Here is a 26,644-nt window from a genome sequence, read left to right on the forward strand (position 1 = left end):
CTGCCATGAGCAATCCCCCCATTGTCAGACGCATCTCGGATCTCACCCCCGCCGAGGACGCCATCCGCAGTGCCCAGCGAGAAATTCTTGATCCGCTGCTGATCGAGCAATGCAAGGAGTGCCCGAAGCCCGTGTGGTTCACGGCATTCTTCGACGGAACGGGCAACAACTTCGACCTGGACGGCCGTGGTTTGAAGGATGTCAAGCTGACCAAGTACAGCAACATCGCGAAGCTATGGCGGTTTGCGCATGCTGAAGACAACGCGTTCCCCCGGACTGTTGCACGCTATGTCGAAGGTGTCGGCACGCCGTGCGACAAAGTAGGAGATACCGGAAAGGGTCTCGACAATGCACTCGGTATGGCTGCCGCGAGAAAAGGCGAGTTGCGCATCCGATGGATGCTCAACGAACTCGACCGGCATGTCACCGGTCACATGCCCGCTGTGAGCCAGATCAACCTGGCCGTATTCGGTTTCTCGCGGGGCGCGACGGAAGCGCGTGCCTTCGTTCGCATGCTGACCGAGCAACTCGCCGAGAATATCGGCGGGAGGCTTTGGTGGAACAGGAAGAACATGAAGGGGCATCGCCCCGAAGTGGTCGTTTATTTCCTTGGAATTCTTGATACGGTTTCGTCAACGGGCTTCGGCGGCAGCCGCGTCGAGGCTGCGGGACCGGCCATCGCGACCATTTTTTTCGGACCGCTCGCCGGCGGTTACCTGTACTCCATCGACAAAGGCGGTCACGCGGAATGGGCGAACGATATTCGCATTCCGGGCTACGTGCGGCAATGCGTTCACTATGTGGCGTCGCAGGAGGTGCGGGAAAAATTCCCCGGTGACTCGGTGCGGGAAGACCAGAAGATTCCCGCGAACTGCCGCGAGGTGTACTACCCTGGCATGCACTCGGACGTGGGCGGTGGTTACGAGCACAACTACCAGGAAGGTCGAACCAACGAGCTGGCCAACGTTGCGCTGAACAATCTCTATATCGAAGCATGGAAGGCCGGCGTTCCGTTTCGTTCACCAAAGGAACTGCTTGCGGACGCCGGGCAACAGTTCGAGATTTCCAGGGAGCTGGAGGCCGCATGGAATGTCTACATGGGTCAGGGGGGCAGCAAAAGTGCGGGCGTGGCGCCGAATAGCGACAGGCTCGAGACGCAGGTCATTTGGCACATGAACCGCTATTATCAGTGGCGCGCCAGCAGAAGCCGACGCCTGAAGGACGGCCGTCTGAAGCCACCCGGTGGCGTGGACGATCATATGGTCATTACCGATCGCGAGTGGAATGAAGATACGGATCGCTTGCGTCATGCAAACGGCGGATACCTGACTGTCTCTGTTTCGGAACAGGAAAAGGCCATCGACGCGGCCGTCCGGGTTGCCGGCAACTGGCTGGGTAGTCTCGATCCGGCGACGCGCGCGACGTTCGACAAGTTCTTCGACCACTATGTGCACGATTCGATTGCAGGTTTCAAGAAGCAGATGGAAGACGGCTACGTCGGCCCTGCGGAATTGAGCCGCTGGACGGTCAACCGCCAGTACTTCATGGGCAAGCGCGGCAAGAAGTTCCTGTACTGGCGCTACGAGGGCGACAAGGCCGAGCAGGCCGCCACGCAAATCGCCAAGGCCGATCCGGCCAGGCAGCAGGATCCGATGGCCGCCGACGAACCCCAACTGGCCAGCAACCAGCCCGTCGGCGGCACGCTGCCCGACACGACATCGACGGCCTGACGCCGGTCGCGACCGGCTGACCTCACGTCGCGGCAGACCGCATCTGCCGCGACGCTCCCCTCCCTACCGCAACTGCACGGCCGCGAGAAACAGCACCATGCTGCCGATCGCGCCGTCCAGCACGCGCCACGCGACTGCCTTGCGGAACCACGGCGCGAGCAATCGCGCGCCATAGCCGAGCCCGAGGAACCACACGACGCTGACCGACATCGCGCCGATCGCGAACGCGAGCCGCGCGCCTTCCGGTTCACGCGCGCCGGCCGTGCCGATCAGCAGGAACGTGTCGAGATACACGTGCGGGTTGAGCCACGTGAACGCGAGCGTCATCAGCACGATCGCGAGCCCGCTCTGCGGCGGCGGGGCGACCGCATCGCCGCGCACGTCGAGCGTTTCGTGGCCCGGCTTGAACGCGCGGCGCAGCGCGTTGATGCCGAACCACGCGAGATAGGCGAGGCCCACGTACAGCACCGCATGGACGAAGGTCGGATAGCGTTCGACGAGCGCCGATGCGCCGCCGACGCCTGCGCCGATCAGGATCATGTCGGACAGTGCGCACAGCAGCACGATCTTGCCGACATGCGAGCGCATGATGCCCTGCCGCAGCACGAATGCGTTCTGCGCGCCGATGGTGACGATGAGCGACCCGCAGAGCGCGGCGCCGTGGGAAAAAGCGAGCCAGTTCATGATGGATGACAGCAGGAGAAGCAGTAGACGGATGAATCGGGTAGCGCTAGTCTGCGGTCAGCATGAAAATAAGAGAAGCTAAATCACCTAATGCAGATTAAGGAAATCTAATGCTCGACTACGCGTTGCTCGATGCCCTCGCGGCGGTGATCCGGCACGGTTCGTTCGAGCGTGCGGCCAAGGAGCTGAATGTCACGCCGTCGGCCGTGTCGCAGCGCGTGAAATTGCTGGAGGAGCGGGTCGGCAGCGTGCTCGTCAAGCGCGGGCAGCCGTGCGTCGCGACGACGTCGGGTGCGCTGCTGTGCCGTCACACCGAGCGCGTGCAGCTGCTCGAGGCCGAGCTGGGCGGGCGGATGCCGGCACTGCCCGGCCAGATCGCGAGCGCGTGGCCGACGTTGCGCGTGGCCGTCAACGACGACAGCGTCGCGACGTGGTTCATCGACGCGGTCGGGCCGTTCTGCACGGAGCGCGAAACGTTGCTCGATCTCGTGATCGACGATCAGGATTACACGGCTTCGCGTATCCGCGACGGCAGCGTGCAGGGCGCCGTGACCGCGCAGGCCGAGCCGATCCAGGGATGCCGGTCGGAGCGGCTCGGGCGGATCCGCTATCGCGCGGTATGCTCGCCGGCGTTTTACGAACGCTACTTCGGCGCGGGCATTACGCGCGATGCGCTGCGTCGTGCGCCGTGTGTGATGTTCAATCCGAAGGACGGGTTGCAGGCGCGTTTCATCCGGCGCGTGACGCGCGCGGATCTCGATCCGCCGCAGCACTGGATACCGCACGTCGCGGGCTATCTGCGCGCATGCGAGACGGGATTGGGATGGGGGATGTGTCCGGACCGGATGGTCGATCGCCAGCTGGCGGCGGGTGAACTGGTCGACATGTCGCGCGGGCGAACGATCGATATCGACCTTTACTGGCAGAGCTGGCGTTTGTCGATCGGCTGGCTCGACGATTTCAGCGCGGCGCTGAAGGCGCGCGCCGCGCTGTTCCTCGATTGACCGGTCGCGTGACGCAGGTAGCGCGGCGCGCCAGATGTGCGCCGTGCGGCATCACGTCAGACGTGGTGCAGGCCGTCGAAATCGATGATCTGCACGTGGCGGCCCTGCATTTCGATCAGGCCGCGCTTCTGGAATTTCGACAACGTGCGGCTGACCGTTTCGAGCGTCATGCCGAGGTAGCTGCCGATGTCTTCGCGCGTCATCCGCAGGTTGAATTCCGACGGCGAGTAGCCGCGCTTCAGGTAACGCGACGATACGTCGAGCAGGAACGCGGCGACGCGCTCTTCGGCATTCAGCGAACCGAGCAGCATCGTTTGCGACGTTTCGCGCACGATCTGTTCGCTCATCAGCTTGTGCATGCGCAACTGCATCGAACCGGCTTCCGAGCACAATGCCTTGAGCGCACTGTACGGAATCACGCAGACCGAGCTGTCTTCCAGCGCGACCGCGGTGCGCGGATGCGTGTCGTCGCAGATGCCGTCGAGGCCGAGCGCTTCGCCGGCGAGATGCAGGCCGGTGACCTGCTCGCGGCCGTCGTGGCGCGTCGCGACGGTTTTCAGCGAACCCGAGCGCACCGCGTACAGGTTGTCGAATGCGTCGCCTTCGCGGAACAGCGCTTCGCCGCGCTTGACGGGGCGCGCCGCGCAGATCACCGATTCGAGGCGGCTGAGCGCTTCGGGCGCCAGCCCCTGCGGCATGCACAGGTGCCGCATCGCGCACGTCGAGCAGTGGGCGGCCTGGCGAGGCGCCCAGCTACCGGCATGAGGCGTGGCGGCGGGACGTGTGGCGACGGGCGTCAGCATGATCGTTTACTCCGGCATTGAATCGACGGAATCATTGTCCCACCGCAACTTGCCGCTGTCGGGTGACAAAACGTCGCGACCGGCCGCGTATGCCGAACGCCGTTCACGCGGCCGGCTCGTCGGCGTTGGCGGCCGCCGGGATCAGCAGCACGGGCAGCGTCGCGTGGCGCACGCATTGCTCGGCGATGCTGCCGAGCACGAGACGGCGGAACCCGCGGCGGCCGTGCGTGCCGAGCACCAGCAGATCGGCGCCGAACGCTTTCGCGCCGTCCAGGATCAGCGACGATACGTCGTTGAGCGACGTCGCTTCGCTCCGCCGCGTCTCGCCCTTCACGCCCGCTGCCTGCATCAGCGCCGTGAAATCCTTCGCGAGCGCATCGCCCTGCGCGACGAGCTGGTCGCGCAGCACGGACGGATCGTAGCCGGGCACGTTGTAGTAGATCGCGGCGTTCTCGACGACGTAGAACGGTTGCAGCTCGGCGCCGTGCGATTTCGCGAGCGCCAGCGCCGCATCGAACGCATGGCGGGACGTGTCGCTGCCGTCGACGGCAACCAGAATACGCTTGTACATAGTGTCTCCGAGTGGCGGGTTGAAACGAAGTCGGCCGAATGGCCGATCGGGCTGGGTGATGCGCGATGCTGCGAGGCAGGGTAAACCAATGGCCGGGACTTTGCAGCGAGGTGCCGGTCGTGCCGCGCGGCGGTGCCGCCTCCGATTGCGCGGCGCACGCCATGCACAGGGTGCATGCAGTGACGTGCGAGGCGTGTCGTGCGGCGTGGCCCCCGCCGTCGTCCGCATCGTCGGTGGAAATGCATGCGCAGGCAGCGTTGTCGCGCGCGGCACATGCGCATGCATGTGCATCGCCACGCGCGCCGATCGAGGCGACACCGCGCGACGGTCACGCGGATGCATCGCCCCCGTCGCCATTCAATCGCAATCGCGCCGTTTCGACATGACCTCGATCAACGCATCTGCATCGGTGCGATTCACGGCGTGCATGAGACCGCCGGCGCCGTCGCGCGGAATCGTTCGTTCCTGCATCGCGCGGTTGACGGCACACGGTCGGCGCACTGTCGCGTGCGCCGATCCTCGGCCATCGGCTGTCGGCCGATACCGGTTGGCAAACGAACGATCGATTCAAACGCCGCGCCGGCTATCTCGGGACGGCGGTCAGCTCGAATACGCGCTCCGGCCGCCGCTGGTGGCCGGGCCAGTACGTGCTGCCGTACATCCGGTGGACGGGGCGAACGGCGCATCGCTCATCGCCGGCGGCGCGTCGAAGCCTTTCTCGATCACCATGTATCCGGCACGCAGCGCGAACGCCGGATGGTTGCCGCCGGGGCGGCTGTCGAACCCGGCGAAGCCGTCGCCGGCTTCCGGCATCGCATTGACGAGCGACGCGTTGCTGCGCGTGATCTGGTCGGGCGAGATCGGCCCGCCGCCGGCGAGACGCGACGCCTCGCGGTTCTTGCCGTCGGTGTCGACCGTGCTGTCGTGCGTGTCGTCGTTGTCGAGCTCGATGCTGCGTGGGCGCGAGCGCTCGGTTTGACCGGATGATTCCATCGCGGCTCTCCTCGCGGCGAAGCGTTCCGGATCGAAGCAAATCCCGTTCCGGGCATGACGGGAAAAGGCGCGCGGGCGATCGCCGCGGTCGCGCGACGCGCACTGATTTGTCGTGATTTATTTCAGCTAGAAGACGCGTTTTCTACAGAGTATGATTCTTTTCCTGCGAAGCGGCGACAGGGGATTGAGTCGCGCCGCCTCTGCCCGCGCCGGGGCGCCGCAGCACCCTTAAAGACGGGCAGTGAACAACAAAGCAAGGGACTAGAGGTGGCGGATTCATGCAAGCGACTACTGCCTTCACGCACCGCGGTTATCTGTTGAACTGCGCGCCCGCGCGTGCCAGCGACGGTTCATTCAAGCCCTACGTCGTGATCTCCCGATCGAGCGACGGGGAGCTCGTTGCGAACCGCTTTTTCCCGATCGAGCTCCAGTTCAACGACGAAGGCGACGCGATCGCGCACGCGCGCGACTGGGCCGTGCGATGGATCGACGCCAGCAGCATCACGATCTGACGCTGCCGCGATTCGGTGCCCTCGGCCGTCCGGCCGATCCCCGGCGTGCCGCTGGCGGGCACAAAACGCGGTAATCTTGCGGAACCCGTCACTTTATTAGCGGCCGTGCGACCGAGCGCGGCCGCCTGCATTGATATATGTCGACATCACCCGCCCGTCAGTGGGGCCTGGAAGAAATCGTCGCCGGCTTGCGTGAGTCGCGCGAGGAACTCCATCGCACGCGCCATCCGCGCGGCATCCGCGAACTGCCGTCACGCGATGCGATCTGCAAGATTGTGACCGGCCTGCGCGCGTCGATGTTTCCGACGCACTACGGCGCACCGGACCTGACCGACGAAAGCGTCGATTTCTACGTCGGCCACACGCTCGAAAGCACGCTGCGCATCCTGTCCGAACAGATTCGCCGCGCGCTGCCGTTCCTGCCCGAACATGCCGATACGCCGTTCGCCGAGCTCGACGAACGCGCGTTCGAGATCGCGCGCGAATTCGGCCGGCAGTTGCCGGCGGTCCGCGCGCTGCTCGTCAGCGATATCCAGGCCGCCTATGCGGGCGATCCGGCCGCGCAGCACATCACCGAGATCCTGCTGTGCTACCCCGGCGTGCTGGCGATGATGCACCACCGGCTCGCGCACGCGCTGCACCAGCTTGGCGTACCGCTGCTTGCGCGCTTCATCAATGAAATCGCCCACTCGGCCACCGGCATCGACATCCACCCGGGTGCGCAGATCGGCCCGAGCTTCTTCATCGACCACGGCACGGGTGTCGTGATCGGCGAGACGGCGATCATCGGCGAGCGCGTGCGCGTGTACCAGGCCGTCACGCTCGGCGCGAAAAGCTTCCCGGCCGATGGCGACGGTGCGCTGGTCAAGGGCAACGCACGGCACCCGATCGTCGAGGACGACGTGGTGATCTACGCGGGCGCGACGATTCTCGGCCGCGTGACGATCGGGCGCGGTTCGGTGATCGGCGGCAATGTGTGGCTCACGCACAGCGTGCCGCCCGGCACGAGCGTCGCGCAGGGCAAGGTTCGCGAAGGCGGGAGCACCGAGAAGCCGTAACGCGGCGCCGGGCGCCGGGCGCCCGCCGCCGCGCGCGTCGGTCAGTGCTTGCTGTCGGGCGCGCGGTGCTTGTACAGCACGTCCTGGTCGACGCGGATCAGGTTCTGCCCCGCATCGACGACGAAATCCACGCCGTTGTACGCGTTGCCCGTCAGCATCAGGATCGCGCTCGCGACGTCGTCGGGGCCCGCGATGCGCGCGAGCGGCGTCGATGCGCGGCTCGCGTGTTCGAAGTCGGCCGGCGTCTGGTCGTCGCTCGGCAGCATCAGCCCCGGGAACACCGCGTTCACGCGCAGCACCGGCGCGGACGACAGCGCGAGCATCTGCGTGAGGTTGCCGAGCGCGGCCTTCGCGACCGTATAGCTGAAATGGTCGCGGTGAAAGTTTTCCTTGATCTTCTGGTCGACCACGTTCACGACGACACCCTGCGTGCCGGCCGCGCGGGCCCGTTCGTAGAACGCGCGCGTGAGCAGGATCGGCGCGCGGCAGTTGACGGCCCACGCCTGGTCGAACGCCGCGAGGTCGAAGCTCGGGAAATGATCCTGCCAGAATACCGACGCGTTGTTGACGAGCACGTCGAGGCGCCCGAAGCGCGCATACACCTGGTCGATCAGCGCGGTGATCTGTTCGGCATCCGACAGGTCGGCCCGCAACGCAACCGAATCGTGCCCACGTTCGGCGATCGCGCGGGCCGCGGCCTGCGCCGCATCGGCCGAACGGTCGTAGTGCACCGCGGTGCGATAGCCGTGCGCGGCGAAATACTCGGCGAACGCGCGCCCGGCCCGGCGCGCGGCGCCGGTCACGAGCACGACGGGCGCGTGCGCCGTTTGCTTCGTCGACTCCATTACGTATTCGTCAGGTTGACTGAAGAAGGATTCGCGACGATCGACAGGAATTCGCGACGCGTCGACGGATCGGTGCGGAACGTGCCGAGCATGCGCGACGTCACCATCTCGACGCCCGGCTTGTGCACGCCGCGCGTCGAGATGCACTGGTGCGCGGCTTCGAGGATCACGCCGACGCCCTTCGGCTGCAGCACGTCGAACAGCGTGTCGGCGATCTGCACGGTCATCTTTTCCTGGATCTGCAGGCGCTTCGCGAACGCGTCGACGAGGCGCGCGAGTTTCGAGATGCCGACGACGCGATGGTTCGGCAGATACGCGACGTGCGCGCGGCCGATGATCGGCACCATGTGGTGCTCGCAGTAGCTCTCGAAGCGGATGTCCTTCAGCACGATCATTTCGTCGTAGCCGTCGACTTCGCTGAACGTGCGAGCGAGGATGTCGCGCGGCTCCAGCGCGTAACCGGCGAAGAACTGCTCGTAGGCGCGCACGACGCGCGCGGGCGTGTCGATCAGGCCTTCGCGTGCGGGATCGTCGCCGGCCCAGCGCAACAGCACGCGAACGGCGTCTTCCGCTTCTTCGCGGCTCGGACGGGATGCGGCGGGTTCGGGCCGCGCGGACTTCTTTTTAGCCATCTATCTGCTCCATCGAATGCCGCCGCCGGGGCGGCGCGGAATCCGGGCATTGTTTCATGCTTTCGCAGGTCGCGTGCGAGGCCCGGCGCTCACTTCGGCCACTCGTCCTGCTCGTCGTTGAACAGCGACGCGACGACGCCGCGCAGCCACGCGGTGCGCGGATCGTTGTGGTACTTGCGATGCCAGTGCTGCTTCAGGTCGAAGCGCGGCAGGGCGAGCGGCGGCTCGACGGGCACGATGAACGCGTGCTCGGCTGCATACGCATAGCCGATCGCATGCGGCACCGTCGCGATCAGGTCGGTGCGGCTCAGGATGAACGGCAGGCTCATGAAATGCGGCGTCTCGAGCACCGCGCGGCGCTGCATGCGCTGCTTCGCGAGATATTTCTCGAGCACCTCCTGGCTGCGCCCTTCGGCGCGCACCACCGCGTGCCCGCAGGTGAGGAACTGTTCGACCGTGAACGGCGGCGCCTGTTCGAACGGGTGGCCGCGCCGCATCAGGCAGACGAACCGGTGGGTGAACAACCGCTGCTGGAAGAAGTTGTTGCCGTCGAGATCGGGGAAGTAGCCGACGGCGAGATCGATCGACCCGGCTTCGAGGCCGCGGCCGACTTCGTCGTGCGCGAGCGAGACCGAGCGCAGGTTCGCGTGCGGCGCACGCATCGCGAACGCCTGCAGCAGCTTCGGCAGGAACACGATCTCGCCCACGTCCGACAGCGCGATCGAGAACGTATGCGTGCTCGCGGCCGGGTCGAAGTCGTGCGGTGCGACGAGGCCGCGCTCGATCTGCGCGAGCGCGTCGCGGGCGGCCGGCAGCAGCGCGAGCGCGCGCGGCGTCGGTTCCATCCCGCGCGACGTGCGCACGAACAGCGGATCGCCGAAGTACTCGCGCAGCCGGCCGAGCGCCGTGCTCACGCGCGGCTGGCTTACGCCGAGCAGGTCGCCGGCACGGCTCACGTTGCGCGTGTCGTCGAGCGCGACGAGGTAGGGAATGAGGTTCAGATCGAGCGTTTCCATCGCCAGGCCAGTATCTTGAAAACGTATACAACATATCTCCTGAATCGCGTTGCCGCATAGTCGGGAAAGCGCTCAAATGTGTTCGACGATTCGAATTAATGTTCAGGAGACGAACAATGCGCACCCAGGTCGCCATCATCGGCGCCGGCCCGTCCGGCCTTTTGCTTTCCCATCTGCTGCGCCTGCAAGGCGTCGATTCCATCCTCGTCGAAGCGCGTTCGCGCGAATACTGCGAGAACCGCATCCGCGCCGGCGTGCTGGAGCAGGGCACGGTCGATACGCTGAACGACGCCGGCCTCGGCGACCGGATGCGCCGCGAGGGGCTCGAGCATCACGGCATCGAGCTGCTGTTCTCCGGGCAGCGCCATCGCATCGACCTGTCCGAATTGACCGGCGGGCGCGCGATCACCGTCTACAGCCAGCATGAAGTCGTGCGCGACCTGATCGCGGCGGGCGTCGAGCATGGCCACCAGATGCATTTCGAAGTCAGCGACGTCGCGCTGCACGACGTCGAAGGCGAACACCCGTTCGTCACGTTCAAGCATGCCGACGGCCGCGAAGACCGCATCGACTGCGACTACATCGCCGGCTGCGACGGCTTCCACGGCATCGCGCGCCAGACGATCCCGGCCGAGCGGCTGAACACGTTCGAGCGCGTGTATCCGTTCGCGTGGCTCGGCATCCTCGCCGACGCGGCGCCGTCGCTCGACGAGCTCGTCTACGCGCATCACGACAACGGTTTCGCCCTCTTCTCGATGCGCTCGCCGACGGTCACGCGCCTGTACCTGCAGTGCAAGCCCGACGAGGACCTCACCGAATGGTCCGATGCGCGGATCTGGGACGAACTGCACACGCGCTTCTCGAACGACACGGGCTGGACGCCGACCGAGGGCCGGATCACGCAGAAAAGCGTGACGCCGATGCGCAGCTTCGTGTCGGAGACGATGCAGCACGGGCGCCTCTTCCTCGCCGGCGACGCCGCGCACATCGTGCCGCCGACCGGCGCGAAGGGGATGAACCTCGCGGTGGCCGACGTCCGCGCGCTGTCCCGCGCGCTCGGCGCGCGCTACCGCAACGGCGACGCGACGCTGCTCGACACGTATTCGGCGACCTGCCTCGAGCGCGTATGGCGGGCCGAGCACTTCTCGTACTTCATGACGAACATGCTGCACTCGTCGCCGGAGGATTCGCCGTTCGTCAATCGCCTGAAGTTTGCCGAGCTGAAATACGTGACGCGCTCGCGGGCCGCCGCGCAGTCGCTCGCCGAAAACTACGTCGGGCTGCCGTTCGACGACGCGACGGCCCCCGAGGGAACCCGCCTTGACAACGCGCTGTGCGCGACTCTATGATCGGCCCATCGTTCGCTAATCGAATCTAGGTTCGATTAGCGAACAAATGCCGGGATCGAGATCGGCCCCGGCGCGACACGCGGCACGCGCGTGTCCCCTCGACAGGCCGCGCATCGAGCCGCGGGTTCGTATCAGGAAGAGACATGGTCAACAAGATTTTCGAATCGCTTCAGTCGGCGGTGGCCGACATTCACGACGGCGCGACAATCATGATCGGCGGCTTCGGCACGGCCGGCATGCCGTCCGAGCTGATCGACGCGCTGATCGAACAGGGCGCGCGCGACCTGACGATCGTCAACAACAACGCGGGCAACGGTGAGACGGGCCTCGCGGCGCTGCTGAAGGCGAAGCAGGTGCGCAAGATCATCTGCTCGTTCCCGCGCCAGAGCGATTCGCAGGTGTTCGACGGGTTGTACCGCGCCGGCGAGATCGAGCTGGAACTCGTGCCGCAGGGCAACCTCGCGGAGCGTATCCGCGCGGCGGGCGCCGGCATCGGCGGCTTCTTCACGCCGACGGGTTACGGCACCAAGCTCGCGGAAGGCAAGGAAACGCGCGTGATCGACGGCAAGCCGTATGTGTTCGAGACGCCGATCCACGCCGATTTCGCGCTCGTGAAGGCGTACAAGGGCGATCGCTGGGGCAATCTCGTATATCGCAAGACCGCGCGCAACTTCGGGCCGATCATGGCCAGCGCCGCGAAGGTCGCGATCGTGCAGGTGTCGGAAGTCGTGCCGCTCGGCGCGCTGAACCCGGAACACATCGTGACGCCGGGCATTTTCGTCCAGCGCGTCGTCGAGGTGCCGCAGGCCGCGCATGCGGCCGAGCTGGCTGCCGAACATGCTGCATCGCAAGCCGCTTGAGGGAGATATTCAGATGAAACGACTGACCCGCGATGAAATGGCCAAGCGCGTCGCCCAGGACATCCCCGAAGGCGCGTACGTGAACCTCGGCATCGGCGTGCCGACGCTGGTGGCGAACCACCTCGACCCGAGCAAGGAGATCTTCCTGCACAGCGAGAACGGCCTGCTCGGCATGGGCCCCGCGCCCGCGCCCGGCGAGGAAGACGACGAACTGATCAACGCCGGCAAGCAGCACGTGACGCTGCTCACCGGCGGCGCGTATTTCCACCATTCGGATTCGTTCGCGATGATGCGCGGCGGCCACCTCGATTACTGCGTGCTCGGCGCGTTCCAGGTATCGGCGAACGGTGACCTCGCGAACTGGCATACGGGCGCACCCGATGCGATTCCGGCGGTCGGCGGCGCGATGGACCTCGCGATCGGCGCGAAGCAGGTGTTCGTGATGATGGAGCACCTGACGAAGCAGGGCGAAAGCAAGATCGTCGCGCAGTGCTCGTATCCGGTCACCGGCGTGCAATGCGTGAGCCGTATCTATACGGATCTCGCCGTGCTCGACGTGACGGCCGACGGGCTGGCCGTGAGCGAGATCTTCACCGACCTGTCGTTCGACGAACTGCAGAAGCTGACCGGCGTGCCGCTGATCGACGCGACGCAAAAGGCGGCTGCCTGAACCACCGACGTGCCGGCGCGTGCGTTTGCGCGCATGCCGGCGCGCTTGGGTGGACAATAGGCGCACGCCGTTTCCCCAATCTGATGCCATGCTCGAAGACAGCGCCCGCCTGACCTCCCTCATCTGCGGCACCGAGCCGCTCAACCGGATCTGGTCGCCCCGCGCGACGATCCAGCGGATGCTCGACGTCGAGGCCGCGCTCGCGCGTGCGCTCGCCGCGCAGCAGGTGATTCCCGCCGCCGCGGTCGCGCCGATCGAACGCGCGTGCGACGCAAGCCGGCTCGACGCCGACGCGCTCGCGCACGGCGCGGCGCTCGGCGGCAATCTCGCGATTCCGCTCGTCAAGCAGCTCACCGCGCAAGTGAAGGCCGACGACCCCGAGGCCGCGAAGTTCGTGCACTGGGGCGCGACGAGCCAGGACATCATCGATACCGCGACCGTTCTTCAGCTGCGCGACACGCTCGACGTGCTCGAGCCGATGCTCGACGAAACGTGTGCGTCGCTCGCGGCGCTCGCGCGCACGCATCGCGCGACGCCGATGATCGGCCGCACGTGGCTGCAGCAGGCGCTGCCGATCACGCTCGGCCTGAAATTCGCGCAATGGCTCGACGCGCTGCTGCGCCATCGCGCGCGTTTCGCCGAATTGCGCGAACGCGCGCTCGTGCTGCAGTTCGGCGGCGCGGCCGGCACGCTCGCGAGCCTGCGCGAGCACGCGGCCGGCGTCACGGCCGCGCTGGCGGCGGACCTGAAGCTCGCCGCACCGGCCGTGCCGTGGCACACGCAGCGCGACCGCATCGCGGAAGCCGCGTCCTGCTTCGGGATGCTGACGGGTACGCTCGGCAAGATCGCGCGCGACGTGTCGCTGCAGATGCAGACCGAAGTCGGCGAGCTTGGCGAACCGGCCGCCGCCGGCAAGGGCGGCTCGTCGACGATGCCGCACAAGCGCAACCCGGTCGGTTGCGCGGCGGTGCTCACCGCCGCGGTGCGCGCACCGAACCTCGTCGCGACGGTGTTCGCGGGCATGGTTCAGGAACATGAACGTGCGCTCGGCGGCTGGCAGGCCGAATGGGACGCGCTGCCCGATCTCGCGCGCCTGACCGGCGGCGCGCTTGCGCAGATCGCGCAGATCGTCGCGGGCCTCGACGTGAACACCGAACGCCTTGCCGCGAATCTCGAACTGACACGCGGGCTGATTCTCGGCGAAGCGGTGATGCTCGCGCTCGGCGACAAGATCGGCCGGCTCGACGCGCATCACGTCGTCGAGCATGCGTCGAAGGAAGCCGTGCGCACGGGCTCGACGCTGTTCGATGTGCTCGCCGCCGATGCGACCGTGTCGGCGCACCTGTCGCGCGACGCGCTCGCGCGGCTGCTCGATCCCGCACATTACGTCGGCGAGGCGCAGGCCTATGTCGACGCCGTGCTCGCGCTGCACGCGGGCGCGAAATAACCAGGAGAACCTTGAGATGCCTTTCGCCACTGTCAACGGCGTGAAACTGCATTACCGGATCGACCGTGCCGCGCGCGCCGACGCGCCGTGGCTCGTCTTCTCGAATTCGCTCGGCGCCGACCTGCAGATGTGGGCACCGCAGATCCGTCCGCTCACGCAGCACTTCAACATCCTGCGCTACGACACGCGCGGCCACGGCCACTCCGAAGCACCGGCCGGCTCGTACACGATCGAGCAGCTCGCCGGCGACGTGATCGGCCTGCTCGACCACGTCGGCATCGATCGCGCGCATTTCTGCGGGATCTCGATGGGCGGGCTGACGGGCGCGGCGCTGGCCGCGCGCTTCCCGTCGCGCATCGTGCGTGCGGTACTGTCGAACACCGCGGCAAAGATCGGTTCGCCGGAAGTGTGGGCGCCGCGCGCGCAGAAGGCACGCGCCGAAGGGATGGCCGCGCTCGCCGACGCCGTGCTGCCGCGCTGGTTCACCGACGCCTTCGTCGAGCGTGAGCCGCGCCTGTTCGATGCGATCCGCGACACCTTCGTGCATACCGACAAGGACGGTTATGCGGCGAACTGCGACGCGCTGAATGCCGCCGACCTGCGCGAAGAGGTGAAAGGCATCGCGCTGCCGGTGCTCGTCGTGACCGGCGCGAAAGACATGTCGACGCCACCCGACCAGGGACGCGCGCTCGCCGCCGCGGTTCCGGGTGCGCAGCACGTCGAATTCGACGCCGCGCATATTTCGAACATCGAGTGCACCGACGGCTTCAACCGCGCGCTGCTCGATTTCCTGACCGCGTGAGGTACCGGCGATGAACGACCAGGAACGTTACGAAGCAGGGATGACGGTGCGTCGCGCGGTGCTCGGCGACGCGCACGTCGATCGTTCGATCGAGAACCGCACCGAGGTGACCGACGAATTCCAGAACCTGATCACGCGTTATGCATGGGGTGAGATCTGGACGCGCGACGGCCTGCCGCGCCACACGCGCAGCCTGCTGACCATCGCGATGATGGTGGCGCTCAATCGCGGCGAGGAGCTTGCGCTCCATCTGCGCGCCGCGCGCAACAACGGCGTGACCCGCGACGAGATCAAGGAAGTGCTGCTGCAGACCGCGATTTATTGCGGCGTGCCGGCCGCGAATTCCGCGTTCCATCTCGCGGACAAGATCTTCAAGGAACAGGACGCGGCCGCGTAAGACGGTCGGTCAGGCGCGGCCGGCTGAGGGCGGCCGCAACCCATCGCATGGCCCGCTGTCGCAAGCGGGCCGTCGACGACGGGATCGATGAACGCGCCGGCAGAGCATCGGCGCACGGCACACCGGATGATTGGTGGACGAACAAAGGAAGGGCGCGGCTGCCATGCCGTATTGCTCATACATTATTAGCGTTGCTGGGGACCGGAGTAAGCGCTGACGCGCCAACGCCGGTCGACCACGACGCATGGGATCCAGGTAGACGCCAAGGCGCGAACCTGGATCGACACAGGAGACTAGCGATGAATCGCGCACCCGTGGTCGATGTCCAGACCTTCATCAACGAGCAGCCGTTCGGCGGCTTTCAATGGCTCGTGTTCCTCATGTGTTTCGTGATCGTGCTGCTCGACGGCTTCGATACGGCCGCGATCGGCTTCATCGCGCCGTCGCTGCTCGGTGAATGGAACCTCACCAAGCCCGATCTTGCACCGGTACTCAGCGCCGCGCTGTTCGGCCTCGCGTGCGGCGCGCTCGTGTCGGGCCCGCTGTCCGACCGGCTCGGCCGCCGTTCGCTGCTGCTCGGCTCGGTATTCCTGTTCGGCGTCGCATGCCTGATGTCCGCTTTCTCGAATACGATCGGGCACCTGACGATCCTGCGTTTCATCACCGGCGTCGGGCTGGGCGCGGCGATGCCGAACGCGGTCACGATGATGGGCGAGTTCTGCCCGGACAAGCGCCGCGCGACCGTGATCAACCTGATGTTCTGCGGTTTCCCGCTCGGCGCCGCGTTCGGCGGTTTCCTCGCCGCGTGGATGATTCCGCATTTCGGCTGGCGCAGCGTGCTGATCCTCGGCGGCGTGACGCCGCTGCTGCTCGGCGTGCTGTTGCTGCTGAAGATGCCGGAATCGGTGCGCTTCATGGTCGCGAGCGGCCAGCATGTCGACAAGGTCCGCGCCACGCTCGCGCGGATCTCGCGCGACGCGCTGAACGCCGGTTCGTTCGCGATGACCGAAGCCGCGCCGCAGACCGGCAGCAAGGGCCTCGGCGTCGTGCTGTCGCGCTCGTACATCGTCGGCTCGGTGATGCTGTGGCTCGCGTACTTCATGGGGCTCGTGATCTTCTACGCGTCGATCAACTGGATGCCGATCCTGCTGAAGGATGCCGGGCTGACGCCGAAGAGCGCGACGCTGATCTCCGCGCTGTTCCCGCTCGGCGGTGTGGGTGCCGTGCTGTGCGGTGTGCTGATGGACCGCTTCAACGCGAACCGCGTGATCGCCGTGTGCTACGCGCTGACGGCCGTCAGCGTGTATGCGATCGGGCAGGCGGCCGGCAACGTCGGGCTGCTCGTGCTGGTCGTGTTCGTGGCCGGCGTGCTGATGAACACCGCGCAATCGTCGATGCCGGCGCTCGCCGCCGCGTTCTATCCGACCGAGGGGCGCGGCACGGGTGTCGCGTGGATGCTCGGCGTCGGCCGCTTCGGCGGGATTGCGGGATCGTTCCTCGTCGCCGAGCTGACGCGCCGGCATTTTTCGTTCGCGGGCGTGTTCGCGACGATCGCCGTCGCGGGCTTGCTCGCGTGTGTCGCGCTGCTGATCAAGCAGATGGCGCGGCCGCATGGCGTGACGCAGCCGGCAGGCAAGATCGAATCGCTCGGGCATTGAGCGAAGTGCGGGCCGGTGCGATGCGCTGGCCCGCCGATACGGCGGCCGTCGGGCCGCCGGTTATTCTTCCGCGTCGTGTTCCTTCACGAAATTGCGCAGATACGCGCGCAGCGCAGCCTCCCGGCTGCGATGATCGGAGAGGTTCGCGGCGCCCATGTCTTCCTCTTCGCCGAACATCGTCGGCGGCGCGCAATAGATGCCGATCTCGATGTCTTCGCGCAACACACGAATCTCGTGCGTGAGCGGGCGATACTCGGCGATCCAGTGCATCCCCTCGATGTGTTCACCCGCCCTCAGCAGTGGCTTCATCGGCACTCTCCCGGCAGCAGCGGCGCAACCGGCGAAGCGGTTGCGCGCGCCCGTACCAAAAGGGTACGCCTGCCTGGCACGAATCTCAACGGGCACGCTGTGAGCGCTCACTGCGGCAGCAGGTGCGCGATCAGCGGGTAGAGCGACAGGATCAGCAGCACGGCCATCGTCACGTTGAAGAGGCGCAGCGCGCGGGGATTCGACAGGAAGCGGCGCAGGCCGAGCCCGAACGCGGCCCACAGGCTGATGCACGGAAAGCCGATCAGAATGAATACGACGGCCATCCACGCGGCGTTCATCCCGTAGTCGCCGGACAGGCGGACCGTCGTCGCGGCGGTCAGCACCATCATCCATGCCTTCGGATTGATCCACTGGAAAGCGGCGGCTTCGATGAACGTCATCGGCCGCGGCTTGCCGCCGTGTGCCTTCACTTCGCCCGACGTGCCGATGCGCCACGCGAGGTACAGCAGGTACGCGACGCTCGCGACTTCGAGGATCGTATAGAGCAGCGGCAGGCGCTTGAATGCTTCGCCGAGGCCGAAGCCGACACAGAGCATCAGGATCGCGACGCCGGTGCTGATGCCGAACAGGTGCGGCATGGTGCGGCGGAAACCGAAATTGACGCCGGATGCGAGCAGCATCGTGTTGTTCGGGCCGGGCGTGATCGACGTGACGAGCGCAAACAGCATGCCGGCGGGCAGCGCGCTCAGGGTGAGGAATTCCATCGCGGATTCTCCATTCTGTTCTGGACTGGGATGGAGGTCAGTTTAGCGACGGTTTTCTGTACAGTACCGGTACAGTTTGATTGACGATTGCCGGTACGGGGGGAGGGTGTTGCTGTGGGGTGGACCTGTCAGGAATTTCGTGTGCTGAGGTCGGTTAAAAATCTCAGCTGATTGCGGCAGTGAATCGCTCGCCGAACAGAATGGCGAACTGATTGACTGCTTGCCGCCAAGTGATAGGCGGCATCTTCCAATCCTTTTCGATGTTGCGCAAGGCGAGAAGCAGCAGTTTGCTGGCAGCTTCGTCACTCGGGAAGTGGCCGCGATTCTTCACGATCTTGCGCAACTGTATGTGCATGCTCTCGATGGCATTTGTCGTATATACGATTCGACGGACCTCGGGCGGATAGGCGAAGAAGGGAATCACCTGCTCCCATTGGCGCTGCCACATGGCCGCGACGGTAGGGAATTTGCGACCCCACTCGCTCTGTGCAAAGGTATCGAGCGCTGCTGCTGCTGCCTCGGCCGTGGCGGCCTGGTAGATCGGCTTGATCGCGGCCGCCAGCGGCTTGCGGTCCTTCCAGCTCGCCAGATTCAGCGAATTGCGGATCAGATGCACGATGCAGGTCTGGATTTGCGCGGCCGGGTAGACCGCCTCGATCGCTTCGGGGAAGCCGCGCAAGCCGTCGACCACCGCGATCAGGATGTCGTGCAAGCCGCGATTCTTCAGCTCGTTGAAGACCTTCAGCCAGAACTTGGCGCCTTCGGTTTGCTCGATCCACAGACCCAGCACTTCCTTGCGGCCGTCGGCGCGAATACCCAGTGCCAGATAGACCGCCTTGTTCTTGACCGTGCCTTCGTCGCGAATCTTTAGCCGCAGCGCGTCGAAGTACACGATCGGATACATGGCCTCGAGCGGGCGTTGCTGCCACTGCTCGACGTCGGCCAGCACCTCGTCGGTGACCGTCGAAATCAGATCGGGCGATACCTGCAGTCCGTACAGTTCCAGCAGATGGCCCTGAATCTCGCGAACGCTCATGCCGCGCGCATACATGCTGATGACATGATCGTCGAAGCCGGGCATCGGAGCCGACAGCATATGACCACGGCACATGAACGTACCAAGGCAGTTGTCGAGACGCGCAATTATTTGCAGATACTCGCTTCGGACATCAACTGCGCGAAAAAGTGCGACCTCGGAGCGGAGGCAGTGCGGCTCCTTCGACACTGTCCACTGGACGTTGACCTTGATGTGTCAGCAGCGGCGCTTCCCAACGTCTGGTCCCCTGCTGCGCGCCATGGTCGCCGCGTGGAAGATGGACATCGTGAAAATCTGCCTGCCGCACTTCAACATCCTACGCGACGCTCATCCAAGGAGAGATTGCTCGGCATGCCCGATGTCGGTAACGATGGCGATTTCAATTGCCGAGACTTGAAACAGGTTACTGTCAGCCCGGCGAGGCAAGCTAACGAGGCGCACAAAATGCATTCAGACAACCAAGTTAACCTAGAAGTCGCCCTTCGAAGAATTCGTGAGCTGGCACTCGCCGATGGGGATTTAGGCTACGCGTACTGGTACGAAGTAGGACGGCTTCTGCAGCAAGCAGGGAACATGCAATCCCAAATAGACACGCTCAACAAGGAGTTGGAATGCTGTCGCACGCGGCTCGCCAAGACTGAACTCGTGCGCAATCGGCGGACGTAAACCCTGATATTTCTGCTTGTCTGTGGTTATTCACACAGGCGCACGCCCAGTCAAGGTCCATCTGCTATGGTGCGCGCAATCATCCCGAAGGCGGCGCACTCAGCCGCCGAGATTGAATCAGTTCTCGGCATCCTGTTTCGCGCCATCGAGAACCTGGCTCCAACGGTCGTCGCCGTCGCAAACAGAATTGGGGGCGGATTCTTGATGAGTGCCGCCGCACCGTCAAGTCCGCCCTGCGCCCCAGGCATTTCGCACTGAAGCGTGATTGAGCGGCCGCATCTATATCGGGCGCGACTCCTGTTGACCTGTCGGGGGCTTGTCTCGTATATTTGTCGCCGAGACCAGACACTCGGAAGCGTCCGACGCTGACCCCAGTCGGAATGTTCGGTCTCTTTTGGGTGGCGCGGAAGGTAGTTGGGAGTTCCGCCGCCGTGCGTCCCATTCGGCCCTACGGGCAACGCAACAGCTACGAGAAACTCGAGTCAGTAGAAAAACTGGCACGAATTCCTCCGGTTCCCACGCGAAAGCGTCGGAGCTTAACTGTTGACGTCCGTTTGAGGTCGCTATGATGTACTTCAAGAATTCAAGAGTTCCCATTCGAGCAGCCGAGCGCTGCGACGAACTCCTGTTCAAGCATTTCCCGGGCGCCGCTGCGCAAATCGCATCGAAAGACCTGACCGCCTTTGTCCTGTGCGCGTTCGATTCGTGGCGCGAGATGAAAACGTCGTGGGCAAACGCTGAATCCCCATCACCACTTGACGAAGACGACGAGCAATGCTTCGTCAGTCGTCGCATAGAGCAAAACGCTCGCGCGCTGCAGTTCCTCACTGCGCGAAATATCTCGTCGAACACGGAGCTCGTGGCTCAGTTCGTTCGCGAGTGGCAGCCTTCGGCGCGCTATCCCGAGCTGGACGTCGAAAACTACTTCGCGGCTCAAAAGCGCGGCAGCACGGGCAGTGAGCGGTATTGCGACTATATGATGGCCTTCTGCCGCACGACCCTCACTCTTCCGACCGAGGCGGAGGTGCGCCTCATAATCGAAAATGTGCATTGGGCCGCGCCCGCATGGGCCGAGCGAATTCGCATGCGAGCCGGCGACCTTGCGTGCGACATCATTGCAAAGCTCAAAGAAGACGAAAAAGCGGAGGTTGGCTTTCGCATTCTTCGCGCAGTCTCACTCTTTAATCCCTACGCAAAGGCCCGGCTTGCCCGGTTCCTCACAGTTGGCTGGAACCGCAAAAATCGCCAGCAAGCGCGGAACCTGGTCGTGCAGGCAAGCGAAGAGGATTTTGATGCGGACCCCTGCGCGAGTTTAATTTACGCGGAACTGGCAGACGCAGCGGCCAGCCTCGCCGACTCCGAAGCTACGCCCAAAGAAATCAGCGCGGTCATTCGCATCCTGGAACGCGCCGCCGACCACGGTCACTGGAAGGCGGCCCTCTACCTGTTCCACTATTATTCCGACCCGTCGGAAGTGCGCGATGGCGACGACCCCGAGGGGTTCTATTCCCACAAGGTCGCACCCGACAAAGAAAAAGCGCTGTACTACCGCCGCATCGCCGAAGCGTATCCGTACGCAGAGCTCGAGCTCCGTGCGGCTATGGCCGACGCGACGCTCGCCGATGAAAAGGTACGCATGCAAGCGGCCGCGTCACGTGACGGCGACGCCTGCAAGGAGGGCACGTAGCCATGAACCAGCAATCCAACGCAGCGAAATCGCTGGTCGACGTCGGCTTCCAGGCCGGCCTCGACGCGGCTGAAGCACCTGGCACATGTGAAATGTCGCGCTACAAGGAAGACTATGTGCTCGGGTTGTCTCGGGCCGTTGTATCTCGGAATCGTTGCAACGCTCGAGCCGTATTGCCGGTGCGGCTGTTGCCGGCCAACTTGGCGCGCGCTACGCCCTTCCGCTGGACCGTGTGCTTGTCGAGCTTGAGTTCTCTCGGGAACTGGTGGATGAGGTACGTCGCGCCTATGAAGAAGGCATTCGCAGCGCCGCCAGCGCTCGCAATTCCGACTAGCCGTTGCATGGGCGGGGCCGACTGAGTGCCGCCCTAAACGCTTTCTATATAGCTAATTTGTCGGACAGCCTGAGGGCTGTTCGACGATACGAGCTATGCACCCCAAGAATCCGTCTGATGGAGCAGAAAATGGCACATATGCCTGACGATGTAAAACTCCCCGCGTCGCAAGTGGGAACTGGCGACATGCAGAATATCGGCCTCACGCCTAGTGAATTTGCCAAGAGCTTCCAGTATCGCGAACGCGTGAACGACATCTGCAACATGCACCAAACCAACTGGCTGGCGACGGAGAACGAGCTTTCGCAAGAAGCCCAGCAAGCCGTGGCAGTCCTCGCTAAAGACAGCGGTCAGCCCGAGTCAAAGGTCATCGCTGACGTCTACGAGGCGGCGCCGGGGGTTGACGCTGCGAACATCGCCGATGACGAGGACCGCTACGGCAACCTCGACGAATATGGTGAGCCGCTGCCGCCGCTCGGCGACCGGAACAATGGCAGCGGCGACGACGATGATTGGGATGATAGCCACGTATCGTAAGTGGCACGTCGCACACACCGCCATCGATGTCTCGACGGATGCGTCCAACAATCTCCATCGTATCCCTAGTCGAAATGACAACAGCGCAGTTCCATCTGTGCGGTTTCGACGAAGGAGCGTTCCCGCTAGAATTATTCCCTGATTGAGCGGCATACATTCTCGGGCGCCGTCGAATCACTGACCGAGTCTTTGTACCGTTCGGTCCACCCCTCGTGATGCCCGTCATGTTTCGCTCCAGCTTGGGACAGCTGGAGCTTTTTTCATTTCACACATCGGCAAGTTGCGGGCGTATCGAAGTAGAGAGAACCATCTTCCCGGCTATCCATCCGGCAGCCGGCCTGCCGCGTCCTCTCGACTGAGCCAAATTCCGGCCGACACCATCGGCCTTCCTTCGTCAGGCTCTAAATCCGCCTCCCGCTACGCACCTATTCCGCTGCTACACCTGTTATTTTTGGCCGCGGAATTGTAGTATCTAGCGGGCAAATGCTACTGCCAAGAAACGCAAGCGGCCGAGCGAATGTTTCTTATCCTGAGCAGTTTCAATCCCAGATGGCAGGCAACGTTAGTGCTGATTTCGTGGCAACACGCGGAAGCACCGAACAACAAAGCCACAAACGCACCGCAGACGGTTTTCTTTACCGAGAGGCTGCATGACTAGCGTTCACTCAGAATACCACCGCTTTCTCGCTTACCTGGCTCAGCAACAGGTGCACGATGACGTCCGCCGCCTCGCCAATGTTGTCTTTGCCCATCTGCAACCACTCGCAGAGGTCGGCGCCGCGCGCCGCGGGCGTTCTACTCGCCTGGCGCCGCTGGCCGTGGCGCATCTAGCGCAAGCACAGGCTGCGTTCGAGGCAGACGTGCGTGCGCCAGAGGCGGCACCGGCGCTCGGGCGCCTACAGCAGCTAGAGGTTGGGCCCTTTCGAGGCTTCATGCAGCAGGAAACGTTCGACCTCAGCCGCGACATCACCCTGGTCTACGGCGCCAACGGCACCGGTAAGAGCAGTTTCTTTGAAGCTCTGGAAGTGGCAATGCTCGGTTCCATCAGCGAAGCGCGAGTCAAGCGCGTGGACCAGAGAATCTATTGCAACAATGCCCGCCTTCGCCGCCACGCCGCACCAGTTCTTTCGGCGAGAAACGGGGACCAAATCCAGGTCGTGAACCCAGACGAGTCCGAGTATCGCTTCTGCTTCATCGAAAAGAACCGACTCGACGACTTCGCTCGCATCGCGGCGCGAACGCCAGGCGACCAGCGACAGCTCATCGCGACGCTGTTCGGCGTGGATGAGTTCAGCGACTTCGTGCGCGGCTTCAACCCGTCGCTTGACCAGGATTTGATGCTTCAGGGCCCACAGGCGGCACAGCTCGCACAACGTCGACAGCAGTTGGCTAACTCCGAGCAGACGATTGCAGCCTACCCGCAAAAAATCGCAATGCTGGAGAATCTTGAGCGGGAGCAGGCTCAGCGTATGTTGCCAAACACGGCATATCAGGCCTGCGTGGACTGGCTGCTTGGCACCCCGCAACAACAGGGGCGTCTGGCCTACGTACAAGGCCAGCTCGACGCCGTCCCCCCAGCAATCCACGGGGTGACAAAAGCGAACCTGGAAGCGCTACTGACCAACGCCTATCGAATACATGCACTCTGGCAGGAGACATCCAAACAGCTCGCGGCGCGCGCAAACGAAGTGTCGTACGCCAAGCTCTACGAGGCGGTACTTGCACTTGCGGACGGGGCAGCAGCTTGTCCGGCATGTGGGACAGGGCTTGCCGCTGTCACCCAAAACCCGTTTGCAAGAGCTCGCGCGGGACTGGAACAGCTTGCGCAGTTGGCTGTCCTTCAGCAGCGCGACGCGACTCTTCGGACAGAGTTGAGCGACGCCATGCGAGCGCTGTGGAACGAAATGCGCCGGACAGTCACGGTCGCTGCAAACGTGTGCGCTGCAGACCTTCAGGCCGTAGCCCTTCCGCAGCTTCCCGCCGGGCATGAAGGCGAATGGCTAGGCGTGTGGGTCGATGGTGAAAGGCGCCCGTGGAACGCCCTGCTGCAGATAGTCGAAATCATCGAACGCCTCGACGCTCAAGCCAGTGAAGTGCATGCGCAGCGCGGCGCGTTAGCGCAAGAGCGCGACAGATTGAACCAGCATAACCTCGAGGTCGAACGTCTACGAACGTTGCGTGCGACGGCAGACCAGGAACTGGCCACAGCGCGCCAAACTGTAGCCCAATTCGCCGTTGTTAATCGGGAACTCATCGAGGCGGTCGCTGCAGAAGTACCTGTCGTAGCGCACAATCTCCGTGTCAAAGCGGCCTATGACGGTTTCCTTCCCGAGATACAAGCCTATCTCGCCGCGCTGCCCGGGATACTGCTCCAGGGGTTGGGCGAAGAAGCCCGCGCACTATACAACGCATTCAATCGCGGTGATTCACCTGGCGACCTGCTGCATCGGCTTTGGCTGCCCGTCGCGGAGAACGGAAAAATCGAAGTAGAGTTTGCCGCCGAACCCAATGTGCGCTACGACGCATTGATTGTCTTCAGTGAAGGTCACATCAAGTGCTTGGGTTTAGCGATTCTGCTTGCAAAGAACATCGCACAGGGCTGCCCTGTCGTTATCTTCGATGACGTGGTCAATGCAATCGATGATGAGCATCGCGACGGTATTTGGCGCACCTTCTTCGAAGATGACAACCTGGTCGGCAAGCAGGTTATTCTGACCTCCCATGCCGAGGAGTTTCTGCATCGCATCCAGCAGGAACTGGGAGCACGGCGCGCCGCGGACATCAGGCGCTACAAGTTCCTGCCGCACGATGGAGAGCATGAACTTCGTGTCGACAGCGACCCGCCGGTGAAAAACTACGTTCTGTTGGCCCAGCAGGCATTGGCAGGCGACGAAAAGCGCGAGGCGCTCCGCCAGGCTCGACCAGCACTGGAGAGTTTGACCGACCGCCTCTGGAGTTGGCTGGGCCGCCGTGGAGACGGGCGAATCGACATCAAGCTTGGCGGACCACGCTCACCATGGGAACTCAACAACAAATGTGCCAAGTTGAAGTCCGCCGTGGAGCGCATCGCAGCCCAGCATGCCGGCGCACCAGAAGCCGTCGCAGCCCTAACCCACCTGCTCGGAGTTGCCTCGGGAAGTATCGAATGGGGCTACCTCAACAGTGGCGTACACGACGCGCAGCGTGACCATGAATTCGACCGCGCCACCGTTCGAACTATTGTGGAATCGGTCACGGCATTGGATACGGCCGTCGCGGGGCTCCGCAACCGCTGAATGACGATGGTGGCTAGCCTGACTTGGCTGCCTCATTGACCCGATACATAGGCCGGGTGCAACAGTACACAGGGGCAACGTTGAGCGAACGCGAAGCAAGCTCATCCACGGTTTGCTCCTTTGCCAAACGGCGAGCTTTAAATATCGACGCGGAGAGAACTCGCCGCCAAAGGGCTTGAACTTCTGCAACCTTCGGTGCCTCCATCGGATGTGCTCGCGCGGGCTCAAACCCTGTATTCACAATCTGGGCGACGCCCAACTCCATTGAAACATGAACAAGGTCGGCGTCTGCGTCCCCGCGGGCGAACAGAAGAGGCGCTAAGGTTTCGATAATTCGACGTAAGGCAACGAGCGTCGCGCCAGCCACCGCCATGCGATTGAGCGACTCGCTGACGAACAGCACAGCGCTTCTCCACTCGACAGAGGGGTTAGCCATATATTTCAGCAACGCGCGCATCGCAAAATGTTGAAAGTCCGTCGGCTGTGATAGCAGCCAAACGAAATCCATCGCATTGATTGCAATGTGCGAACGACGCTTGATAAGGCTCGTAAATACAAACTGCGCATACTCGCCGGTTGAGCACAAGCCCGCGTCGACTGCAGCAGCGACGTATACCTGTGGCCAGACACCTTTGATGCCACCAACGACATTCGCGAGCTCCCGAAGACGGCCGTCCAGCGTAAGGAAGACGGCATTCTTCTCCAGGGCAAGAAGGAGCGCATCGTATGACTCTTCGTCGATTAATTCGCGGAATTTAAGAAGGTCGGGGGGCGGGTCCTCAACTCCGTAGACGGGAACAACTTGGCAGTATTTGTCAACGCACTCGCGCAGGCGATGAAGATACGCGCGCCGCCTCTCGTGATAGGCATCGTCGAGTTCAGTCAGAACGATACGGCCATCTTTCTCTGCCATATTCGCTCTGCTCTTGTTGCCTTCTTCCTCCGAGATAAGGTTGTCGAGAACGCCTGATGCCGAGGCGGCCAGATATACAGCGGGACTGTAGGCCAGTACCTTCTCAAGACCTGCGGATTTCGGCGATGGTG

At 63.9% G+C, this 26,644-nt stretch carries 25 protein-coding genes and 2 pseudogenes; 16 read left to right on the plus strand and 11 right to left on the minus strand.

The annotated features are described in order from the left end of the window. Positions 1 to 5: 5 nt before the first annotated feature. Positions 6 to 1,730: a T6SS phospholipase effector Tle1-like catalytic domain-containing protein gene (locus L810_RS06605; protein ID WP_021157576.1), complete on the plus strand. Its 1,725-nt coding sequence runs from the start codon at positions 6 to 8 to the stop codon at positions 1,728 to 1,730. A gap of 63 nt (positions 1,731 to 1,793) precedes the next feature. Here the strand turns inward: L810_RS06605 and L810_RS06610 are convergent, their stop codons facing one another. After that, a complete protein-coding gene (locus L810_RS06610) occupies positions 1,794 to 2,414 on the minus strand; it encodes a LysE/ArgO family amino acid transporter (protein WP_021157577.1) in 621 nt (206 codons plus the stop codon). A 110-nt stretch (positions 2,415 to 2,524) separates the two neighbouring features. Between L810_RS06610 and L810_RS06615 the strand changes: the two genes are divergently transcribed. Beyond that, positions 2,525 to 3,418 (plus strand): LysR family transcriptional regulator ArgP, encoded by an 894-nt coding sequence (locus L810_RS06615; protein WP_039344521.1) that lies wholly within the window; start codon positions 2,525 to 2,527, stop codon positions 3,416 to 3,418. A 56-nt stretch (positions 3,419 to 3,474) separates the two neighbouring features. Here the strand turns inward: L810_RS06615 and fnr are convergent, their stop codons facing one another. From fnr to L810_RS06630, 3 genes and pseudogenes are all read right to left on the minus strand, one after another. After that, a complete protein-coding gene (gene fnr / locus L810_RS06620; RefSeq protein ID WP_042973551.1) occupies positions 3,475 to 4,221 on the minus strand; it encodes a fumarate/nitrate reduction transcriptional regulator Fnr in 747 nt (248 codons plus the stop codon). 103 nt (positions 4,222 to 4,324) lie between these two features. Continuing rightward, the gene (locus tag L810_RS06625; protein ID WP_021157579.1) at positions 4,325 to 4,792 is read right to left on the minus strand and encodes a universal stress protein; all 468 of its coding nucleotides are present in this window, start codon (positions 4,790 to 4,792) and stop codon (positions 4,325 to 4,327) included. A 583-nt stretch (positions 4,793 to 5,375) separates the two neighbouring features. Further along, a pseudogene (locus L810_RS06630) lies at positions 5,376 to 5,785 on the minus strand (DUF3005 domain-containing protein). A gap of 278 nt (positions 5,786 to 6,063) precedes the next feature. Between L810_RS06630 and L810_RS06635 the strand changes: the two are divergent. After that, complete coding sequence (locus L810_RS06635) at positions 6,064 to 6,297, plus strand: hypothetical protein (protein ID WP_011356723.1); 234 nt, start codon at positions 6,064 to 6,066, stop codon at positions 6,295 to 6,297. A 137-nt stretch (positions 6,298 to 6,434) separates the two neighbouring features. Further along, positions 6,435 to 7,355, plus strand: a complete 921-nt coding sequence (gene epsC / locus L810_RS06640; RefSeq protein WP_021157582.1) for a serine O-acetyltransferase EpsC — start codon at positions 6,435 to 6,437, stop codon at positions 7,353 to 7,355. A 41-nt stretch (positions 7,356 to 7,396) separates the two neighbouring features. Here the strand turns inward: epsC and L810_RS06645 are convergent, their stop codons facing one another. The 3 genes from L810_RS06645 to L810_RS06655 all read right to left on the minus strand — a co-directional run bounded on the left by L810_RS06645 (position 7,397) and on the right by L810_RS06655 (position 9,848). Further along, positions 7,397 to 8,200 (minus strand): SDR family oxidoreductase, encoded by an 804-nt coding sequence (locus L810_RS06645; RefSeq protein WP_021157583.1) that lies wholly within the window; start codon positions 8,198 to 8,200, stop codon positions 7,397 to 7,399. Further along, positions 8,200 to 8,832 carry a GTP cyclohydrolase I FolE gene (gene folE / locus L810_RS06650; RefSeq protein ID WP_021157584.1) on the minus strand — a complete coding sequence of 211 codons (633 nt, stop codon included), beginning with the start codon at positions 8,830 to 8,832 and terminating at the stop codon, positions 8,200 to 8,202. The genes L810_RS06645 and folE overlap by 1 nt, the downstream gene beginning before the upstream one ends. An 89-nt stretch (positions 8,833 to 8,921) precedes the next feature. Further along, positions 8,922 to 9,848, minus strand: a complete 927-nt coding sequence (locus L810_RS06655) for a LysR family transcriptional regulator (protein WP_021157585.1) — start codon at positions 9,846 to 9,848, stop codon at positions 8,922 to 8,924. Between the two features lie 116 nt (positions 9,849 to 9,964). On the opposite strand from L810_RS06655, the gene pobA reads away from it, so the two are divergent. From pobA to L810_RS06690, 7 genes are all read left to right on the plus strand, one after another. After that, entirely contained in the window at positions 9,965 to 11,197 is a 1,233-nt protein-coding gene (gene pobA, locus L810_RS06660) for a 4-hydroxybenzoate 3-monooxygenase (protein ID WP_021157586.1), read from the plus strand. Positions 11,198 to 11,340: 143 nt separating this feature from the next. Beyond that, positions 11,341 to 12,057, plus strand: coding sequence for a 3-oxoacid CoA-transferase subunit A (locus L810_RS06665; protein WP_021157587.1), 717 nt, complete (start codon positions 11,341 to 11,343; stop codon positions 12,055 to 12,057). Between the two features lie 13 nt (positions 12,058 to 12,070). Next, positions 12,071 to 12,727 carry a CoA transferase subunit B gene (locus tag L810_RS06670; RefSeq protein WP_006482308.1) on the plus strand — a complete coding sequence of 219 codons (657 nt, stop codon included), beginning with the start codon at positions 12,071 to 12,073 and terminating at the stop codon, positions 12,725 to 12,727. Positions 12,728 to 12,815: 88 nt separating this feature from the next. Beyond that, complete coding sequence (locus L810_RS06675; RefSeq protein WP_021157588.1) at positions 12,816 to 14,174, plus strand: 3-carboxy-cis,cis-muconate cycloisomerase; 1,359 nt, start codon at positions 12,816 to 12,818, stop codon at positions 14,172 to 14,174. A gap of 16 nt (positions 14,175 to 14,190) precedes the next feature. Further along, on the plus strand, positions 14,191 to 14,976 hold the full coding sequence (gene pcaD, locus L810_RS06680; protein WP_021157589.1) for a 3-oxoadipate enol-lactonase: 786 nt from the start codon (positions 14,191 to 14,193) through the stop codon (positions 14,974 to 14,976). A gap of 10 nt (positions 14,977 to 14,986) precedes the next feature. After that, positions 14,987 to 15,373: a 4-carboxymuconolactone decarboxylase gene (pcaC, locus tag L810_RS06685; RefSeq protein WP_021157590.1), complete on the plus strand. Its 387-nt coding sequence runs from the start codon at positions 14,987 to 14,989 to the stop codon at positions 15,371 to 15,373. A 299-nt stretch (positions 15,374 to 15,672) separates the two neighbouring features. Continuing rightward, positions 15,673 to 17,031, plus strand: coding sequence for an MFS transporter (locus L810_RS06690; protein ID WP_021157591.1), 1,359 nt, complete (start codon positions 15,673 to 15,675; stop codon positions 17,029 to 17,031). Positions 17,032 to 17,091: 60 nt separating this feature from the next. Here L810_RS06690 and L810_RS06695 read toward each other — a convergent pair whose 3' ends face one another. The 3 genes and pseudogenes from L810_RS06695 to L810_RS06705 all read right to left on the minus strand — a co-directional run. Further along, the gene (locus tag L810_RS06695; RefSeq protein WP_027790093.1) at positions 17,092 to 17,340 is read right to left on the minus strand and encodes a hypothetical protein; all 249 of its coding nucleotides are present in this window, start codon (positions 17,338 to 17,340) and stop codon (positions 17,092 to 17,094) included. A 107-nt stretch (positions 17,341 to 17,447) separates the two neighbouring features. After that, on the minus strand, positions 17,448 to 18,065 hold the full coding sequence (locus L810_RS06700) for a LysE family translocator (RefSeq protein ID WP_021157593.1): 618 nt from the start codon (positions 18,063 to 18,065) through the stop codon (positions 17,448 to 17,450). Positions 18,066 to 18,228: 163 nt separating this feature from the next. Continuing rightward, positions 18,229 to 19,140: pseudogene (locus L810_RS06705) on the minus strand (IS256 family transposase); the annotation flags it as partial. A gap of 21 nt (positions 19,141 to 19,161) precedes the next feature. On the opposite strand from L810_RS06705, the gene L810_RS48910 reads away from it, so the two are divergent. From L810_RS48910 to L810_RS06725, 5 genes are all read left to right on the plus strand, one after another. Next, a complete protein-coding gene (locus tag L810_RS48910; protein WP_257008805.1) occupies positions 19,162 to 19,767 on the plus strand; it encodes a BPSL0761 family protein in 606 nt (201 codons plus the stop codon). 565 nt (positions 19,768 to 20,332) lie between these two features. Then, on the plus strand, positions 20,333 to 21,454 hold the full coding sequence (locus tag L810_RS06715; RefSeq protein WP_021157596.1) for a hypothetical protein: 1,122 nt from the start codon (positions 20,333 to 20,335) through the stop codon (positions 21,452 to 21,454). 2 nt (positions 21,455 to 21,456) lie between these two features. After that, complete coding sequence (locus L810_RS46920) at positions 21,457 to 21,813, plus strand: hypothetical protein (RefSeq protein WP_155836128.1); 357 nt, start codon at positions 21,457 to 21,459, stop codon at positions 21,811 to 21,813. 92 nt (positions 21,814 to 21,905) lie between these two features. Next, positions 21,906 to 22,325: a hypothetical protein gene (locus tag L810_RS06720; protein WP_042973556.1), complete on the plus strand. Its 420-nt coding sequence runs from the start codon at positions 21,906 to 21,908 to the stop codon at positions 22,323 to 22,325. Positions 22,326 to 22,975: 650 nt separating this feature from the next. Further along, the gene (locus L810_RS06725) at positions 22,976 to 25,600 is read left to right on the plus strand and encodes an ATP-binding protein (protein ID WP_021157598.1); all 2,625 of its coding nucleotides are present in this window, start codon (positions 22,976 to 22,978) and stop codon (positions 25,598 to 25,600) included. Positions 25,601 to 25,613: 13 nt separating this feature from the next. Here the strand turns inward: L810_RS06725 and L810_RS48060 are convergent. Continuing rightward, positions 25,614 to 26,644 (minus strand): PIN domain-containing protein (locus tag L810_RS48060; RefSeq protein ID WP_441294012.1); only part of this gene is annotated, 1,031 nt, incomplete at its 5' end.

The sequence above is a fragment of the Burkholderia sp. AU4i genome (genome assembly GCF_000466765.1).
Taxonomy (GTDB): domain Bacteria; phylum Pseudomonadota; class Gammaproteobacteria; order Burkholderiales; family Burkholderiaceae; genus Burkholderia; species Burkholderia cepacia.

What these genes read in the sequence shown, in the direction of transcription:
- L810_RS06725 (WP_021157598.1), top strand. Translation starts at nt 22,976, where the DNA reads ATGACTAGCGTTCACTCAGAATACCACCGCTTTCTCGCTTACCTGGCT.
- folE (WP_021157584.1), bottom strand. Translation starts at nt 8,832, where the DNA reads ATGGCTAAAAAGAAGTCCGCGCGGCCCGAACCCGCCGCATCCCGTCCG.
- L810_RS06625 (WP_021157579.1), bottom strand. Translation starts at nt 4,792, where the DNA reads ATGTACAAGCGTATTCTGGTTGCCGTCGACGGCAGCGACACGTCCCGC.
- pcaD (WP_021157589.1), top strand. Translation starts at nt 14,191, where the DNA reads ATGCCTTTCGCCACTGTCAACGGCGTGAAACTGCATTACCGGATCGAC.
- pcaC (WP_021157590.1), top strand. Translation starts at nt 14,987, where the DNA reads ATGAACGACCAGGAACGTTACGAAGCAGGGATGACGGTGCGTCGCGCG.
- L810_RS06645 (WP_021157583.1), bottom strand. Translation starts at nt 8,200, where the DNA reads ATGGAGTCGACGAAGCAAACGGCGCACGCGCCCGTCGTGCTCGTGACC.
- L810_RS06610 (WP_021157577.1), bottom strand. Translation starts at nt 2,414, where the DNA reads ATGAACTGGCTCGCTTTTTCCCACGGCGCCGCGCTCTGCGGGTCGCTC.
- L810_RS06635 (WP_011356723.1), top strand. Translation starts at nt 6,064, where the DNA reads ATGCAAGCGACTACTGCCTTCACGCACCGCGGTTATCTGTTGAACTGC.
- L810_RS06655 (WP_021157585.1), bottom strand. Translation starts at nt 9,848, where the DNA reads ATGGAAACGCTCGATCTGAACCTCATTCCCTACCTCGTCGCGCTCGAC.
- L810_RS48910 (WP_257008805.1), top strand. Translation starts at nt 19,162, where the DNA reads ATGACCACGGCACATGAACGTACCAAGGCAGTTGTCGAGACGCGCAAT.
- L810_RS06615 (WP_039344521.1), top strand. Translation starts at nt 2,525, where the DNA reads ATGCTCGACTACGCGTTGCTCGATGCCCTCGCGGCGGTGATCCGGCAC.
- L810_RS06700 (WP_021157593.1), bottom strand. Translation starts at nt 18,065, where the DNA reads ATGGAATTCCTCACCCTGAGCGCGCTGCCCGCCGGCATGCTGTTTGCG.
- epsC (WP_021157582.1), top strand. Translation starts at nt 6,435, where the DNA reads ATGTCGACATCACCCGCCCGTCAGTGGGGCCTGGAAGAAATCGTCGCC.
- L810_RS06675 (WP_021157588.1), top strand. Translation starts at nt 12,816, where the DNA reads ATGCTCGAAGACAGCGCCCGCCTGACCTCCCTCATCTGCGGCACCGAG.
- L810_RS06720 (WP_042973556.1), top strand. Translation starts at nt 21,906, where the DNA reads ATGGAGCAGAAAATGGCACATATGCCTGACGATGTAAAACTCCCCGCG.
- fnr (WP_042973551.1), bottom strand. Translation starts at nt 4,221, where the DNA reads ATGCTGACGCCCGTCGCCACACGTCCCGCCGCCACGCCTCATGCCGGT.
- L810_RS06605 (WP_021157576.1), top strand. Translation starts at nt 6, where the DNA reads ATGAGCAATCCCCCCATTGTCAGACGCATCTCGGATCTCACCCCCGCC.
- L810_RS06690 (WP_021157591.1), top strand. Translation starts at nt 15,673, where the DNA reads ATGAATCGCGCACCCGTGGTCGATGTCCAGACCTTCATCAACGAGCAG.
- pobA (WP_021157586.1), top strand. Translation starts at nt 9,965, where the DNA reads ATGCGCACCCAGGTCGCCATCATCGGCGCCGGCCCGTCCGGCCTTTTG.
- L810_RS06715 (WP_021157596.1), top strand. Translation starts at nt 20,333, where the DNA reads ATGATGTACTTCAAGAATTCAAGAGTTCCCATTCGAGCAGCCGAGCGC.
- L810_RS06695 (WP_027790093.1), bottom strand. Translation starts at nt 17,340, where the DNA reads ATGAAGCCACTGCTGAGGGCGGGTGAACACATCGAGGGGATGCACTGG.
- L810_RS06665 (WP_021157587.1), top strand. Translation starts at nt 11,341, where the DNA reads ATGGTCAACAAGATTTTCGAATCGCTTCAGTCGGCGGTGGCCGACATT.
- L810_RS46920 (WP_155836128.1), top strand. Translation starts at nt 21,457, where the DNA reads ATGAACCAGCAATCCAACGCAGCGAAATCGCTGGTCGACGTCGGCTTC.
- L810_RS06670 (WP_006482308.1), top strand. Translation starts at nt 12,071, where the DNA reads ATGAAACGACTGACCCGCGATGAAATGGCCAAGCGCGTCGCCCAGGAC.